Source organism: Erwinia sp. JH02 (genome assembly GCF_013074405.1).
Classification (GTDB): Bacteria; Pseudomonadota; Gammaproteobacteria; order Enterobacterales; family Enterobacteriaceae; genus Erwinia; species Erwinia rhapontici.
Window position 1 is genome coordinate 22,682 of the sequence record NZ_JABANZ010000001.1, and the last position, 16,131, is coordinate 38,812.

General features: G+C 52.6%; 13 protein-coding genes. 9 read left to right on the forward strand and 4 right to left on the reverse strand.

Annotated features, from left to right (window positions below; all coding sequences use genetic code 11):
• Positions 1–26 precede the first annotated feature (26 nt).
• The 4 genes from HHI26_RS00100 to HHI26_RS00115 form a co-directional block, all read right to left on the reverse strand.
• Positions 27–1,502: a sugar porter family MFS transporter gene (locus HHI26_RS00100; protein WP_133841748.1), complete on the reverse strand. Its 1,476-nt coding sequence runs from the start codon at positions 1,500–1,502 to the stop codon at positions 27–29.
• A 528-nt stretch (positions 1,503–2,030) separates the two neighbouring features.
• Entirely contained in the window at positions 2,031–3,047 is a 1,017-nt protein-coding gene (malI, locus tag HHI26_RS00105) for a Mal regulon transcriptional regulator MalI (RefSeq protein WP_133841749.1), read from the reverse strand.
• A 59-nt stretch (positions 3,048–3,106) separates the two neighbouring features.
• Complete coding sequence (locus HHI26_RS00110; RefSeq protein WP_133841750.1) at positions 3,107–4,606, reverse strand: PTS transporter subunit EIIC; 1,500 nt, start codon at positions 4,604–4,606, stop codon at positions 3,107–3,109.
• A 218-nt stretch (positions 4,607–4,824) separates the two neighbouring features.
• On the reverse strand, positions 4,825–5,556 hold the full coding sequence (locus HHI26_RS00115) for a YoaK family protein (protein WP_133841751.1): 732 nt from the start codon (positions 5,554–5,556) through the stop codon (positions 4,825–4,827).
• A gap of 370 nt (positions 5,557–5,926) precedes the next feature.
• Between HHI26_RS00115 and HHI26_RS00120 the strand changes: the two genes are divergently transcribed.
• From HHI26_RS00120 to cheW, 9 genes are all read left to right on the forward strand, one after another.
• Complete coding sequence (locus tag HHI26_RS00120; protein WP_171148384.1) at positions 5,927–7,150, forward strand: HD-GYP domain-containing protein; 1,224 nt, start codon at positions 5,927–5,929, stop codon at positions 7,148–7,150.
• A gap of 185 nt (positions 7,151–7,335) precedes the next feature.
• Positions 7,336–8,115, forward strand: a complete 780-nt coding sequence (gene otsB, locus HHI26_RS00125; RefSeq protein ID WP_171148385.1) for a trehalose-phosphatase — start codon at positions 7,336–7,338, stop codon at positions 8,113–8,115.
• Between the two features lie 4 nt (positions 8,116–8,119).
• A complete protein-coding gene (otsA, locus tag HHI26_RS00130) occupies positions 8,120–9,550 on the forward strand; it encodes an alpha,alpha-trehalose-phosphate synthase (protein ID WP_133841754.1) in 1,431 nt (476 codons plus the stop codon).
• 964 nt (positions 9,551–10,514) lie between these two features.
• The gene (gene flhD / locus HHI26_RS00135; protein ID WP_133841755.1) at positions 10,515–10,868 is read left to right on the forward strand and encodes a flagellar transcriptional regulator FlhD; all 354 of its coding nucleotides are present in this window, start codon (positions 10,515–10,517) and stop codon (positions 10,866–10,868) included.
• Positions 10,868–11,446 (forward strand): flagellar transcriptional regulator FlhC, encoded by a 579-nt coding sequence (gene flhC / locus HHI26_RS00140; protein ID WP_133841756.1) that lies wholly within the window; start codon positions 10,868–10,870, stop codon positions 11,444–11,446. Before flhD ends, flhC begins: the two co-directional genes overlap by 1 nt.
• A gap of 130 nt (positions 11,447–11,576) precedes the next feature.
• Entirely contained in the window at positions 11,577–12,461 is an 885-nt protein-coding gene (gene motA, locus HHI26_RS00145; RefSeq protein WP_133841757.1) for a flagellar motor stator protein MotA, read from the forward strand.
• Positions 12,458–13,489, forward strand: a complete 1,032-nt coding sequence (gene motB / locus HHI26_RS00150) for a flagellar motor protein MotB (protein WP_133841758.1) — start codon at positions 12,458–12,460, stop codon at positions 13,487–13,489. The genes motA and motB overlap by 4 nt, the downstream gene beginning before the upstream one ends.
• A 10-nt stretch (positions 13,490–13,499) precedes the next feature.
• Positions 13,500–15,506 (forward strand): chemotaxis protein CheA, encoded by a 2,007-nt coding sequence (gene cheA / locus HHI26_RS00155; protein WP_133842137.1) that lies wholly within the window; start codon positions 13,500–13,502, stop codon positions 15,504–15,506.
• Positions 15,507–15,530: 24 nt separating this feature from the next.
• The gene (cheW, locus tag HHI26_RS00160; protein WP_133841759.1) at positions 15,531–16,028 is read left to right on the forward strand and encodes a chemotaxis protein CheW; all 498 of its coding nucleotides are present in this window, start codon (positions 15,531–15,533) and stop codon (positions 16,026–16,028) included.
• Positions 16,029–16,131: the final 103 nt, after the last annotated feature.

The window sequence follows — 16,131 nt, forward strand, 5'->3', positions numbered from 1 at the left end:
CCGCAGAATGCGGACCGCCAGGGTAATCAGTGCCCCATCGGGACATTAAACGACTCGGTGTTTTTATCACCTGCCTTAGTGCCCAGCAGTTCTGATTCATCTACGTTGACATTGAACTGTTTCAGGACCAGACCGTGAATTTTCTCCAGCGACACGCCAGCCGTCTCTGGCAGATAGCGGAAGGTAAAGAAGTACATACCCAGCGAGAAAATCGCGAACAGCAGCAGCGGGAAGCCACCGTGGAACACGTCCAGCAAGAAGGCGTTGCTGTTTAAAATCGGGAAGGTGGTGCTGATGATAAAGTTAGCCATCGACATCATGCAGATGGAGATACCGACGCACACCGAACGGATTTCCGTCGGGAAAATCTCACCCAGCACGGTCCAGACGATCTGGCCCCATGAAATACCGAAGAACACCATGTAAGCGAACAGACCGACCACGGCCAGCAGGCCAGGCAACTGATAATAGAAGGCGACAAACGAGTAGGTCAGAAACACGCTGGAGGCGATGGCACCCATCAGCAGCAGCTTGCGGCGTCCCACCCGGTCAATCAATGACATCCCGATCAACACCCCGACCAGTTGACAAACGGACAGCCAGAAGGTCACCAGCAGCGCACTGTCGGTGCTGGACGAGACGTTTTTCAGCAGGGACGGGCCAAAGTACTGGATCACGTTAATACCGCTAATCTGATTACCAATGGCCAGGCCGATACCGATCACCAGTAAAGGCACCGTGGTTTTATCAAGACGGAATTTGGTTTTATGCTGATTCGCCGCCTGGTGGCTGAAGGAGCGTTTGATCTCACTAAACACGGTTTCAGCATGTTCTTTATTCGAGATTTTAGTCAGTGTGTCCAGGGCGGCTTTATCGCGTCCTTTCAGCACGTTCCAGCGCGGTGACTCAGGAATAAACAGAATGCAGAACAGGAACAGCGCGCAGGGGATCAGCGCCGTGGCGAGGATGTAGCGCCAGCCCATATCGATCATCGCTTCCGGCGCCATGGATTTATTAATAAAGAAGTTGGTTAACAGCACGACGGACTGGCCGCCAACACAGCAGACAGCGTAGAGCGCTGAGGTGCGTCCGCGAAACTTTGACGGTGACAGCTCGGCCAGATAGATAGGGGAGATCACCGATGCCAGCCCAATCGCCAGCCCGCCCAGCATGCGCATAATCACGAAGGTAGTGAAGTTGTGCGCCACCACGGTGCCTGCCACCGACACGGTGAAGATAAAGGCGGTGATCGCCAGTGAGTTTTTGCGGCCCAGCTTATCGCTGAGTTTAGGGGCGATGAAACAACCGATCAGGCTGCCGAGCAGAATGTTTGACACCGCCCAGCCGGTTTCGCTGGGGGAGAGTTGGAAATAGTCACTCAGTGGTTCGATAGCACCGGAGATCACCGAGGAGTCATACCCCAAAAGCAGCCCACCAAATGCCGCCACCGTGCAACAGAGCATTACGTACTTCATATTATAACGCGTTTGCCTGGTATCCATTTTTTAACCCTTTTCAAAGCTGGCCACAGAGCGGCCTGTCACGATGGGACTGCGATTCCCATCTCGTTTTATTTGTTAACTCAGTGGAATGTATGTTCTATTCGGTACGTATTGAATTGAATATTTCGAAATCTGTGAGCGGGTTAAAACTATTTAAGCGATTGTTGCACTGAGCGGTGATTTTGGTGTGAGATAAACAGGTTTCATTACCCCTGGTTATGAAATGGTGGCGGGTGAAAAGTAAAAACTGAATTTAATCAGTGATATGAAAAATGGCGTTGGATGGGTATTATGACAAAATCGGCGCGTTGGGGAGGGGGTAAACCGTTTTTTTTCAGTGGAAATACGATCAAAACGGCCCATTTAACGGATTGAATTTTTCAAATAAGTGTTTTTATCGCACTACATGGAATTTACATTCTAATTGTTGATCTGAGCTGGTATGGATCCCGAGGGCGGTTAGTGTGCTCTCAATGACCATGGAAAAATATCGGCAAGCGGGTGAATACCGGACAGGGGTAGGCGCGATCAGCCGGATTCTCTGAGCACCAGTTCGCCCGAAACGACAATACGCTGAGGCGGCAGGTCGCTTTGCTGGATTTTACGCAGGATCAGCGCAGCGGCCTGTCGGCCTGTTTCATCACTGGCAGAAGAGACGTAAGTAAAGGAGGGGGAGCTGAGGTTAATCTGCAACATATCTTCAAAGCCTAGCAGCGACACCTGCTGAGTCAGAAATACATCTTTCCCGACGGTACGACCCACCTGATGGATGCCGTTCAGGCAGCCAATAATGGCATGTGATGAGTGGCACAGCAGGGCGGTGATCTTATTATTGCTTTCCAGCAAGCGCCGGGTGGCCAGGCGGGCCGCATTCGTCTCTTCCAGGCAGGAAGGCGTCAATTCTTCTTTATAAGGTAAGCCGTAATGCTGCAACGCCATGCGGTAACCGGCCAGACGCTGAGCGCGGATCTGACAGCGCTCTTCCCCGCCAATATACGCAATATTACGATGCCCACGCTCAATCAGATAGCGTGTGGCCTGGGCCGCGGCCTGGCGGTTGTCCCGCATCACCAGATCGTACTGACCTTCGATCATCGCCTGAGAAACGGTGACCAGCGGCAGTGAGCAGTGGCGAATGGGACCCGGTAAGGTGAGCCGCGTGGCATCATTCGTGAGATAAATAACACCTGCCACCCCCTGGCGGCTGAAGGACAACAGACACTGGACCAGGCGATCTTCATCATCCTGAGGATGAGCAAGAAACACCATATAACCCTGCTGCTCCAGCGCCTGTACAATGCTGGTGATCACCTTAAGGTTAAAGGTATCACTAAAGTCACGCACGATCAGACCAATCAGATTTGAGGTATTAGAGCGCAGGTTAGCGGCGGCAACGTTATGTACGTAGCCCAGTTCAGTGATGGCCTCTTTTACCTTTTCAATGGTTTGCGCTGAAATCTTCCCTTTTTGACGGAGTACCAGCGACACCGTGGAGACGGAAACTCCCGCCAGTTTTGCCACATCAATGATGCTGACCTTCTTCATTGCAATCCTTGTAAAAAACGCGTCTCCCGTAGCATACAGGAGACGACGATTTGTGCCAGTTACCGCCCGGTCAGCTGCGTCATTTGCTGAGCGATAAACTGCGCCCGGGCACCAAAGATAACCTGAATGCCGTTATCCCCGACGAACACCACGCCGCGTGCGCCCAGATGATACAGCCCGTCTTTATCAACCAGTTCGCTGTCTTCAACTTCCAGTCGCAGTCGTGTGATACAGGCACCCACGCTGCCAATATTTTTGTTGCCTCCCAGCAGACCGACGATCTCTGTCGCCAGCTCGATATCGCTTTTATCTCCGGCGTTAGCGGTGATATCGGCGCGGCCCGGTGTTTTAACGTCCAGACGGCGGATAACAAAACGGAACACCACGTAGTAGATCACTGCCATCGGCACACCGACGATCACGGCGCTGAGGAAGTTGGTCTGGAAGCCATTAAAGGAAGGCAGAATACCGAATGAGATATAGTCAATCAGCCCGGCCGAGAACGATTTGGCGATATGTGCGTGCAGCAGGTACATACACATATAAGAAAGGCCCGCCATAACGGCGTTAAACACATAGAGGATCGGGGCGACGAAGATAAAGGTAAATTCTACCGGTTCGGTAATGCCGGTCAGGAAGCAGGTCAGGGCGGCAGAGAACAGAATACCGGCGGCAATTTTTTTGTTTTTGGTATTCGCTTCATGGTACATCGCCAGACAGGCGGCGGGCAGAGCGAACAGCATCAGCGGGAATTCCCCCTGCATAAACTTACCGGCGTTCTGATAGCTGTCGCTGCTAAAGGACTTGGTGCCTTCTTCCAGCATCTTGAACCAGATGGTCTGATCGCCGTGGATAAGCTGCCCGGCCTGGGTGGTGTAGTCCCCAAAGGAGTACCAGAAAGACGGATACCAGATATGGTGCAGTCCCAGTGGGATCAGCGCACGCTCAACCAGACCAAAGATAAAGGTCGACAGCGCCTGATTATCCCCATTGACCACAATCGACAGGGCATCAATGCCCGCCTGGATATGTTGCCAGATATACGGCAAGACCAGGCCGAGCAGGAAAGAGAGGAACGCGGTGGCGATAGCGACAAAACGCTTGCCGGAGAAGAAACCGAGAAATTCAGGCAGTTGTAAGGTGTGAAAACGGTTGAAGCACCATGCCGCGAGGACGCCGCATATCAGGCCGCCGAACACCCCCATCTGTAATGTCGGGATGCCGATCACCATCGCGTACTTACCGCCACTGGCGGCCATTTCCGGTGTAATGTGCATCACGGTACCAATCGTCATATTGGTAATCAGCACGGAAACGGTGGCGGCCAGCGCCGCGATACCGGATTCAGAAGCCAGACCGACAGCCGAACCGACCGCAAACAGTAGCGGTAAGTTATCGAAGATGACCCCACCGGCATTCATCATCAGCGGCAGATGGAATTTATCCCCGAAGGCCAGTAACAACCCTGCTGCGGGCAGCAGTGAAATGGGCAGCATCAGCGCGCGGCCTATCATCGACAGTTTTGAAAGCGATTTAACGAACCCGGTAAAAAAACGCATGGTGTCTCCTGCTGGGACAGAGTTTTAAGTATGAGTGTGCGTAATTAAAATCAGTAGAACGTTTTAGTAGAACGTTCTACCTATAGTTATGTAGTGTGTTTATTTCCGCAACGAAAATGTCACACCGGGTCAGATCAAATTGTTATTTTATGACGCAGCTCTGAAAGCTGCTGCGTCAGGCAGGAGGCAAAAGGACATTATCAGGAAAGGAAACGGCGTTAGCGTCGGGCCATCTGTACAGCGATGGCAATCGAACTGAGGGCGATCACCACCAGAAAGCCCCCCACCGCAATCATTGAACTAAAGCCAAACTGGTTAAATAGCAGCAAGCCGGCGATGCCGCCCGACAGGAATGAGAGGATGGTGATCAGGTGGGTAATAAACTGTTTGCGCTGAACGTTGACCTCTTTTGACGGGTCGCGACGAAACAGGGTTGCCAGCAAAGAACCCAGCGCAATGCCAGCGTCCGTCAGCGTGCCGGTGATATGCGTTGAGCGCACACGGCCATTTGATAGCTGCGTAGAGGTGGCGTTGTGGATCCCCATTAAAAAGCCGAGAAACACCAGCACCTCACGGTTATTGCCGGAAGAGTAGAACAACAGTTCAAACGCCGACATCATCATCAACAATACCCCTTCAGTCAGCAGGATAAGGCTGAAGATGGTGCGGATATTATTTCTGATACCGACGATCACCATCATGCGGGCGGTGACGCAGCCGGTCACAAAAGCAGTAATGATGGCGAGGAGAAAGGTCAGGTCGCGGATATCAACGCGGGAGATTTCAGTCGAGAGCTGGGAGGTGTTACCGGACATGTGCGAAGGGAAGACGCCGAACGCGCCCAGTGCCATGGCATTGAGTAGCCCGGCGCTGGTGGCCAGCACCAGGGCCAGATAGCGGTCTTCCGTGTGACGGCGTTCACGCTTTCGTTTGATCATCATGTTTAACATTATCGCCCCTTATTCTGCATGCTGGCGCTTCAGTCTGACTGATGGCCGGGTAATTAAGGCAATGTAGCGCATTGGTGTGGAATGTGTTGGCAGGATGAACCCGCTGCCTGATATTCCAGACAGGTCTGATGCTGATTCTGTGGTTACCCATACTTAGTTCAATTTCTGTCAATAAAACCCCGGTATTTTGGTGGAAGAATCCTATTCTTAATTCTGCACTCTCGCACAGGGCGATCGGCTGTGAGCAGGGACACATCTGGCGTAATCTCCGGTAAAATTCCCGCTGATTTGTCCGCCAGCCCTGCAGATTTTTTGTTGATCTGCCGATAGTAATGAAGGAATGGAATTCACATTGTCAGGGGGAGGCCGGATGATCATCAGTATTGCGGTGAATGAACTGCAAACGGGGATGTATTTATACAAGCTGGATGTGTTCTGGCTTAAGCACCCGTTGGTACATAATGAGATGCTGCTGTCTGACGCCGTACACATCCATGCCATCCAGCAAAGCGATGTTCGTGAGGTGTGGATCGATCTGTCCCGTGGCCGAGGCCCTGAGGTGAAAATCCGCGAAGGGGCACCGTTGACACAACCGATTGCAGAGGTTCCCGCTGTTTACGAACCGCAGTCTGTTGCTGAAGATGCCATCGTGACGATGCAGAGTGAAATGGCACAGGCAAATAAAATCTGCCTCGCGGCAAAAGGCCCGGTGATGGCGATGTTCAGCGATGCGCGGTTGGGTAAAACCATTGATGCTGAGAGTACCGTCCCGCTGGTGAATGATATCGCCGGATCGCTCAACCGCCATCCGGCGGCATTGCTCAGCGTGGTGCGTCTGAAATCCCATGATGATTACACGTATCTTCACTCCGTGGCTGTCTGTGCACTGATGCTGTCGCTGGCATCACAGCTGGAGCTGGACGAGGCGCAGGCGAAACGCGCCGGGATGGCGGGGCTGCTGCATGATGTGGGCAAAGCGGCGATACCGCTGGCGATCCTCAACAAACCTGGCAAGCTGACGGATGAAGAGTTCGATATCATGAAATTCCATCCGGTGGCGGGGGCGGAGATCCTGCGTCTGAGCGGAGCCGATGACGATTTGCAGGATGTGGCATTACACCATCACGAGAAAGTGAATGGCAGCGGTTATCCGCACGGGCTGCGCGCCAATGGCATCTCGTTGTTATCGCGTATGGCGGCCATCTGTGATGTCTACGATGCCGTCACTTCCGAACGTCCTTATAAAGCAGGCTGGAACCCGGCCAGTGCGATGCACCAGATGGCGAACTGGCCTGGGCACTTCGACCGCAAACTGCTGTATGCCTTTGTCAAAGCGGTGGGCATCTATCCCGTTGGCTCACTGGTGCGCCTGTCGTCAGGGCGTCTTGGGGTGGTGATTGAACCCGGAGACCATTCGCTGCTGCAACCCAAAGTCTGCGTTTTCTTCTCACTGAATAGCGGAAAACGACTGACGCCGCACGTCATTGACCTGGCCAGTCTGCACTGTGAAGACAACATCGTGGGACCCGAAGAGGTAAACCGCTGGCCGGAGTTAGATGTGAATTCTCTGTGGCAGCAGCCTGTTAGCGCCTGATTTCTGGCGGGATCTGGAAACCCCGCTATACTTTAGTCTGATGTTGTCTGCACTGAGGGCCGACGCATGAGATTTCCTGCCCTCGACCACGTCTGACGACAGGTCCCGTTTACCCCGTTCGTCAGGCTACGCTGTCCCCCTCATTGTCAGCAGCATCTTCTGAAACCCTAACTCAGGAGGAATGTGTGACAACGCAAACAGATTTCGTTCCCCCACTCCAGGCAGATACCCGCTACGCCTTTTTCTTTGATGTGGACGGCACCCTGGCAGCGATTAAGCCGCGGCCCGATGAGGTTTCTATTCCGGCGCAGGCGCTGGACGATCTCAAACGGCTGGCACATCGCTGCGAGGGGGCCGTGGCACTGATCTCCGGTCGGCCAATTGATCAACTGGATGCGCTGGCGTCTCCGCTCGTGTTGCCGATGGCTGGCGTACACGGCGCGGAACGACGTGACAGCGAAGGGCATATCACGCGCATCTCTCTCGACCCCGACACCGTCAGGACGCTCAATCGTGAACTGACCTCGGCGCTCGCCGCACTGCCAGGCACCACGCTGGAAAGTAAAGGCATGGCGTTTGCCCTGCACTATCGCCAGGCAGCAGAGCATCAGCAGGCGGTGGAACAGTTGGCGGAAGCCTGTGTTGCGCGCTTCCCGGAACTGGTGCAGCAACCCGGCAAGTGTGTGGTGGAGCTGAAACCCCGGGGCGTAAACAAAGGCGCCGCCATTGATGATTTTATGCAGCAGCCTCCGTTCGCCGGGCGTGTCCCGGTGTTTCTCGGAGATGATTTGACCGATGAGGCAGGGTTTACCACGGTCAATGCCCTGGACGGCATTTCCATTAAAGTCGGTGCCGGCCCCAGCAACGCGCGGGGACATCTCAGTGATGTTGCTGCCGTTTATGTCTGGCTGGAACAGGCACGATCAAAACTAGATGAAGACGTTTTAACGTCAGAAAGGAGTTAAGGTTATGAGTCGCTTAGTTGTTGTATCTAACCGTATTGCCATTCCGGATGGCAGTAAGGCCAGTGCAGGGGGGCTCACCGTCGGGATTGTCGATGCGCTGAAATCCACAGGAGGCGTCTGGTATGGCTGGAATGGAGACATTAATGAAATCGGTGAGGATGATGACGAACTCAACATGCTTGAGCAGGATGGCATCACTTATGCCTCCTTTGGTCTGAACCAGAACGATTATGACCTTTATTACCTTCAGTTCTCGAATGCCGTACTGTGGCCTGCCTTTCATTACCGCCTTGACCTGGTGAATTTCCAGCGCGAAGCGTGGGAGGGTTATCGTCGCGTGAACACTCAGCTGGCGCAGCGTTTAAAGCCGCTATTGAAAGAAGACGATGTGCTGTGGATCCATGATTACCATCTGCTGCCGTTTGCCGCTGAGCTGCGTAAGCTGGGCATTAATAATCGCATTGGTTTCTTCCTGCATATCCCGTTCCCAACGCCGGAAATCTTCAACGCGCTGCCCCCTCATGCCGATTTGCTGGAGATGATGTGCGATTACGATCTGCTGGGCTTCCAGACAGAAAGCGACCGCATCGCATTTCTGGAGTGTGTGTCACTGCTGACTCCGCTGTCCACCCAGGGGAAATCGCATCGTGCGTTTGGTAACCGGTTCTCCACCGAAGTTTATCCGATAGGGATTGAGCCAGACAGTATCAAAGAGATGGCTGAAGGCCCGCTACCACCGAAAATGGTGGCCATGAAAAAAGATTTAGGTGATGCGCAGAACATCATTGCCTGTGAGCGGCTCGACTATTCGAAAGGATTGCCGGAGCGTTTTCTCGCCTATGAGGCGCTGCTGGAAAACTACCCACAGCATCATGGGAAAATCCGCTACTCACAGATTGCGCCGACTTCGCGCGGTGATGTGCAGGCCTATCAGGATATTCGCCACCAGCTGGAAACGGAAGCAGGGCGCATCAATGGTAAGTATGGCACGCTGGGCTGGACGCCTCTCTACTACCTGAACCAGCATTTTGACCGCCGACTGCTGATGAAGATATTCCGTCTGACGGATATCGGCCTCGTGACGCCGTTGCGTGATGGCATGAACCTGGTGGCGAAAGAATATGTGGCGGCACAGGACCCGGATGATCCCGGCGTGCTGGTGCTGTCACGCTTCGCCGGGGCGGCCAATGAACTCACATCAGCCCTGATCGTCAATCCTTACGATCGGGATGAGGTTGCTGCCGCACTGAATCAGGCGATGACCATGTCGCGGACGGAGCGAATATCGCGCTACAACGACATGATGACTGTACTGCGCCAAAACGACATCACCCACTGGCGTGAGAGCTACCTGAAAGATCTGCGGGCGTTGCCGCAGGAAGGGCGGGTGCAGGAAAAGGAGAGTAATGTGGCCGCCTTTCCCAAACTCGCCTGATAAGACGGTCCAGCCTAAATAAGAACGGTTCGTAACAGGGGGCGATGCCCCCTGATTTTATGGCCCCCGCTTAACCATTCCCGATCACCACATTGCTATTTATGCGGTTAATTGTGGAAAAAACACCCATCCGGCCCATAGAAACTAAAAAAAATCCACTTTTCACTAAAGAAAGTTGGTCTTTTGTCGATACTCATAAGGTAATTCCTAAAACTCCCGCCAAAACATTCATATCACTTATGTAACGCTTGTTTACATCTGCTGTCACAGGCTGAACGTAAGGGGTTGACTGCTTACAAAGCATTATCACTTCCTGTAAAAAACCTGCGCTATGTCACATTTTTGACTTCATGTAGCGGTCAGATATTCACCGTGAGTAACTAACCATACTCGTCTGCTTCACTGTCTTTTCTGGCATTAAATCCTGTTTATTTTATTTATTGCGAGATTAATGCTCGGTGTTTGCCGCTTCGTCTCAGCCGGTTCGCTTTAATATACCAATTAGTCCGCTTTTGGACTGGTGATGGTTACTCACGGTGTGAAATTTACAAAAAATGACCGAAATGGTTAGTTAGTGAGCTAATCAACAGTATTGCTGATGGGTTTTTGGGAAGTATTTGCCTTAAAAGTGTGATCTACGTCACACTTTATCTAAAATTCGGCTGGCTTCTCGTTGTATCCCACGAATAGAGGGGATAGAGTTGCCTTGTTTTCGGAATAGTCTTAAAAGAATGTAACAAGAAGTCACGGACGGGGTCAGGGAAGAGAGGGCTCAGGAAAGGCCACTGGCAAAATGAATTCATGATTATTTCCTGGCTTGGTTTGCCGAAAAACAAGACAGCTTATTTATACGTTTGGCGTTTGCCACTAAATTTTTTGCCATCTTTAGATTTACCAACCAGCAACCATGGTAGCGGCCTCAGCCGCACACGTTAAAAGTAGTGTCAGTCAGGATGGAAAAAAAATGGGTACATCAGAATTACTCAAACATATTTACGACATCAACTTGTCATATTTATTGCTCGCACAACGTTTAATTAACCAGGAAAAAGCTTCAGCAATGTTCCGTCTGGGCATCGATGAGCCAATGGCCGATGCGCTTGCAGGATTAACATTGCCCGAAATGGTTAAGCTGGCCGAAACCAATCAATTGGTGTGTCAGTTCCGTTTCAACGATCACAAGTCAATCAGCCGTCTCACTCAGGAATCTCGCGTGGACGACTTACAACAGATCCATACAGGCATCTTGTTATCTAGTCGTTTATTACGTGATGTCTCGAAAGATGATGAGACACCGAAAAAGAGAGTGGCGAGCTAATGGCTGAGAAAAGTATTGTTCAGGAAGCGCGCGATATTCAGCTGGCGATGGAACTCATCACTCTGGGTGCACGCTTACAAATGTTAGAAAGCGAAACGCAGCTGAGTCGCGGTCGCTTAATTAAGTTGTATAAAGAGTTGCGCGGTAGCCCACCGCCAAAAGGCATGCTGCCGTTTTCTACCGATTGGTTCATGACCTGGGAGCAGAATATCCATGCTTCCATGTTTTGTAATGCCTGGCAGTTTATGGTGAAAAGCGGGTTGTGTACGGGTGTGGAAGCGGTGATCAAAGCTTACCGTCTCTATCTCGAACAGTGCCCGCAACAGGACGAGGGCCCGCTGTTGGCGCTGACACGCGCCTGGACCCTGGTCCGGTTTGTTGAAAGTGGCATGCTGGAATTAACCGGTTGCAAATGCTGCGGCGGAAGCTTTATTAACCATGCGCATCAGCCCGTGGGTAGCTTCACTTGCAGCCTGTGCCAACCGCCATCTCGAGCGGTAAAAAGACGTAAACTTATCGCAGAAGTTGCCGATAACAATTCACAACTGCTGGATGAACAGGTTAAACAAGCCGTTTAATAGTGTTCGCCACGTGGAGTGAATCCAGCAGCGGTCTTTGACCGCTGCTTTTTTTTTGCCCCACGTCTGGTGTTCCCCCTGTTTATTCTGGCTCCCTTCCACCCACACGTTTGCAGCGTAAGGATTATTTGTGCTGATTATATTGGGTTACATCCTTGTCCTCGGGTCGGTGTTAGGCGGCTTCGCAATGGTTGGCGGCCATCTTGGCGCATTATACCAACCCTCAGAAGTGCTGATTATTGTCGGTTCCGGTGTCGGTGCGTTTATCGTTGGTAACAACGGTAAGGCGATTAAAGCGACATTGAAATCGCTACCGTTGCTGATGCGTGGCGCGAAATACAATAAAGCCGTTTATATGGATTTGATGGCGCTGCTGTATCGCCTGATGGCTAAATCGCGCCAGCAGGGGATGCTGTCGCTGGAGCGCGATATCGAAAATCCGCAGGAAAGTGAGATTTTTGCTAATTACCCGCGCATTCTTGCCGATAAAAGATTAGTGGATTTTATTACCGACTATTTACGCCTGATGGTCAGCGGCAATATGAATGCCTTTGAGATCGAAGCGTTGATGGACGAAGAGATTGAAACCTACGAACACGAGTGTGATGTCCCGGCAACGGCACTGGCGACGATGGGTGACTCACTTCCGGCATTCGGTATCGTTGCAGCGGTAATGGGGGTTATTCATACCCTGGCTTCTGCAGACCGACCTGCGGCGGAACTGGGTGCGCTGATCGCCAACGCGATGGTGGGAACCTTCCTCGGTATTTTGTTAGCGTACGGTTTTATCTCTCCACTGGCGGGTGTATTACGCCAGAAGTGTGCAGAGAACACCAAGATGATGCAGTGCATTAAAGTCACGCTGCTTTCCAGCCTCAACGGTTATGCCCCGCAGATTGCGGTGGAGTTTGGTCGTAAGACGTTGTACTCAACCGACCGACCGTCGTTTACCGAGCTGGAAGAGCATGTGCGTAATGCTAAATCCAATAAGCAGACTTCGGACCAAGACGCATGAAGCATAACAATCACCCCATTGTGCTGGTAAAGCGGAAAAAGTCGAATAAGCATGCCGGCTCGCACGGTTCATGGAAAATCGCCTACGCCGACTTTATGACGGCAATGATGGCCTTTTTTATGGTGATGTGGCTGATTTCAATCTCGAGTCCTCAACAATTGATTCAGATTGCCGATTACTTTAAAACGCCGCTGAAAGTGGCGTTAACCGGCGGGCAGCGCAGCAGCGATAGCTCAAGCCCGATTCCTGGCGGTGGCCAGGACCCGACGGAAAAAATCGGTGAAGTCCATAAAGTGGTGGATATGGATGCGCAGAAACGCAAGCTGGAAGAGATTCGTCTGAACCGCCTGCGGGAGAAGCTGGACCAGCTGATTGAAGCTGACCCGCGACTGCGTGCTCTGCGTCCGCACCTGATTATTAACATGGTGGAAGAGGGGCTGCGTATTCAGATCATCGACAGCCAGAATCGACCCATGTTTAAAACCGGTAGCGCTGAGGTTGAACCTTATATGCGCGATATTTTGCGCGCTATTGCCCCGATTCTGAATGATATTCCGAACCGGATCAGCCTGGCGGGCCATACCGATGATTTCCAGTATGCCGGGGGCGACCGTGGCTACAGTAACTGGGAACTCTCTGCCGACCGCGCCAATGCATCACGGCGTGAGCTGGTACTGGGAGGACTGGACGGTGGCAAGATGCTGCGCGTGGTGGGCATGTCTGACACCATGAAACTAAAGAATCGCGGCGGAAACGATTCGGTGAATCGACGTATCAGTCTGCTGGTGTTAAATCATGACACCGAAACGCAGATCGAGCGTGAAAACGCCGAAAGTGATGCGGTGCAGATTAACGATGCAAGTAGCCTTAAAGAGATAGCGGCGCCGGAAGTTCCTTCCACAGCCACCAAAAACCAAGACCCTCAACACCCACAGGCTGAGTCTGTCAGTACCCAGGCGCCGGTAACTTCGTTACCTGCTGCTCCGGCACCGACGACCCAGACCGATCGCGACTCACAGCCGAGGTGATACCGTGAGCATGGATATCAGCGACTTTTACCAGACGTTCTTTGATGAAGCCGACGAATTGTTGGCGGACATGGAACAACACCTGTTGGGTCTTGACCCGCAGGAACCAGATTCGGAACAGCTTAATGCTATCTTCCGGGCTGCCCATTCGATTAAAGGCGGGGCGGGTACTTTTGGTTTCACTGTTTTACAGGAAACCACGCATATTCTGGAAAATATTCTCGACGGTGCGCGCCGCGGCGAAATGCAGCTCAGTACCGATATCATCAACCTGTTTTTGGAAACCAAAGATATTATGCAGGAACAGCTAGATGCGTATAAAACCGCCTCGGAACCCGACGCCGCGACGTTTGCATACATTTGTCAGGCCTTACGTCAGCTCGCGCTGGAAGCCAAAGGCGAAGCACCGGTCACCGACATCGCACCTGTTGCAGCGGGCGGTACGCCTTCCGTAGTGGCCAGCGGTCTGCGCATTAAACTGACCGGGTTGAAAACCAACGAAGCCGATCTGATGCTGGAAGAGCTGGGTAACCTGGGCACGGTTTCCGATGCGGTAAAAGGTGATGATTCACTGGAAGCCACACTCGACTCCTCTGTTGGTAAAGACGATATCGTTGCCGTGTTGTGCTTCGTTATCGACGAGTCGCAGATCCACTTCCCGCAGGCTGATGTGGTGGATATTGCCAGCGCCATGACGGAAGCGCCTGTGGTTGAGGCCGTGGCGGATGCTGAAGCTGACGTCGCTGCAGAGCCTGAACTGGCCAGTGTCAGCGACATTGTGCAGTTGAAGCGTGAGCCGGCGAAAAAAGTCGCTAATCCAAAAGTTAACGAATCCACCAGTATCCGTGTGGCGGTAGAGAAGGTCGATCAGTTGATCAACCTGGTTGGCGAACTGGTGATTACCCAGTCAATGCTGGCCCAGCGCTCCGGTGAACTTGACCCGGTTAACCACGGCGACCTGCTCAACAGCATGGGGCAGTTGGAACGTAACGCCCGTGACTTGCAAGAGTCGGTGATGTCGATTCGTATGATGCCGATGGAATACGTCTTCAGCCGCTTCCCACGCCTGGTGCGTGACCTGGCCAGTAAGCTGGGTAAAGAAGTTGAACTGACCCTGATGGGCAGCTCGACCGAACTGGATAAGAGCCTGATCGAACGTATCATTGACCCGTTAACGCACCTGGTGCGTAACAGCCTTGACCACGGTATCGAAACCCCTGACAAACGCCAGGCGGTAGGCAAACATGCGATCGGTAACCTGACGCTGTCTGCGGAACATCAGGGCGGCAACATCTGCATCGAAGTCACCGATGATGGTGCCGGTCTCAACCGTGAACGTATTCTGGCGAAAGCCTTGTCTTCTGGCCTGCCGGTCAGCGAATCCATGAGCGACGAAGAAGTCGGCATGCTGATCTTCGCCCCAGGCTTCTCAACCGCTGAGCAGGTGACGGATGTTTCCGGCCGTGGCGTTGGTATGGACGTGGTGAAACGTAATATCCAGGAAATGGGTGGACACGTTGAAATTTCGTCTAAACAGGGCAAGGGCACCACAATCCGTATCCTGCTGCCACTGACGCTGGCTATCCTCGATGGGATGTCAGTGCGCGTGGCGAACGAAGTGTTTATCCTGCCGCTGAATGCGGTCATGGAATCACTGCAACCGCTGGCAGACGACCTGAAAGCACTGGCAGGCGGCGAACGCGTGCTGGAAGTGCGTGGCGAGTACCTGCCACTGGTTGAGCTGTGGAACGTCTTTGAGGTCCAGGGGGCCAAAACCGAAGCCACGCAGGGGATTGTTGTCATCCTGCAAAGCGCCGGAAAACGTTACGCGCTGCTGGTTGATCAACTGATTGGTCAGCACCAGGTGGTAGTGAAAAACCTGGAAAGCAACTATCGCAAAGTGCCGGGCATCTCTGCTGCCACCATCCTTGGCGATGGCAGTGTAGCGCTGATCGTCGATGTCTCAGCACTGCAGTCTCTGAACCGTGAAAAGCGTGTGGCGGGAGCCGCAGCCTGACAATAACTGATTAAGGGTAGAATTATGACTGGAATGGCCACTGTCACTAAACTCGCCGGCGAAACCGTGGGTCAGGAGTTCCTGGTGTTTACGCTGGGTGACGAAGAGTACGGAATTGATATCCTGAAAGTTCAGGAAATCCGTGGGTACGACCAGGTGACGCGTATCGCCAACACCCCGGCGTTTATTAAAGGTGTGACTAACCTGCGTGGCGTTATTGTTCCGATTATCGATCTGCGCATCAAGTTCGCGCAGCCCGATGTCGAGTACAACGACAATACCGTGGTGATCGTTCTGAATCTGGAACAGCGCGTGGTGGGTATCGTCGTTGACGGCGTGTCTGACGTGCTGTCTCTGACGCAGGACCAAATTCGTCCTTCCCCGGAATTCGCGGTCACCATGTCGACAGAGTATCTGACAGGTCTGGGTGCACTGGGTGAGCGTATGCTGATTCTGGTCGACATCGAGAAGCTGTTAAGCAGTGAAGAGATGGCGCTGATGGATACGCTGCGTAGCGCGTAATAGCGTGTTTTTCCGCGTGTTATAAAAAGAGGCGAATCGGTGATTCGCCTCTTTTAGTTACTAAACTCCCAGCAACATAAAGATCCCCGCCTGGTAACCGATA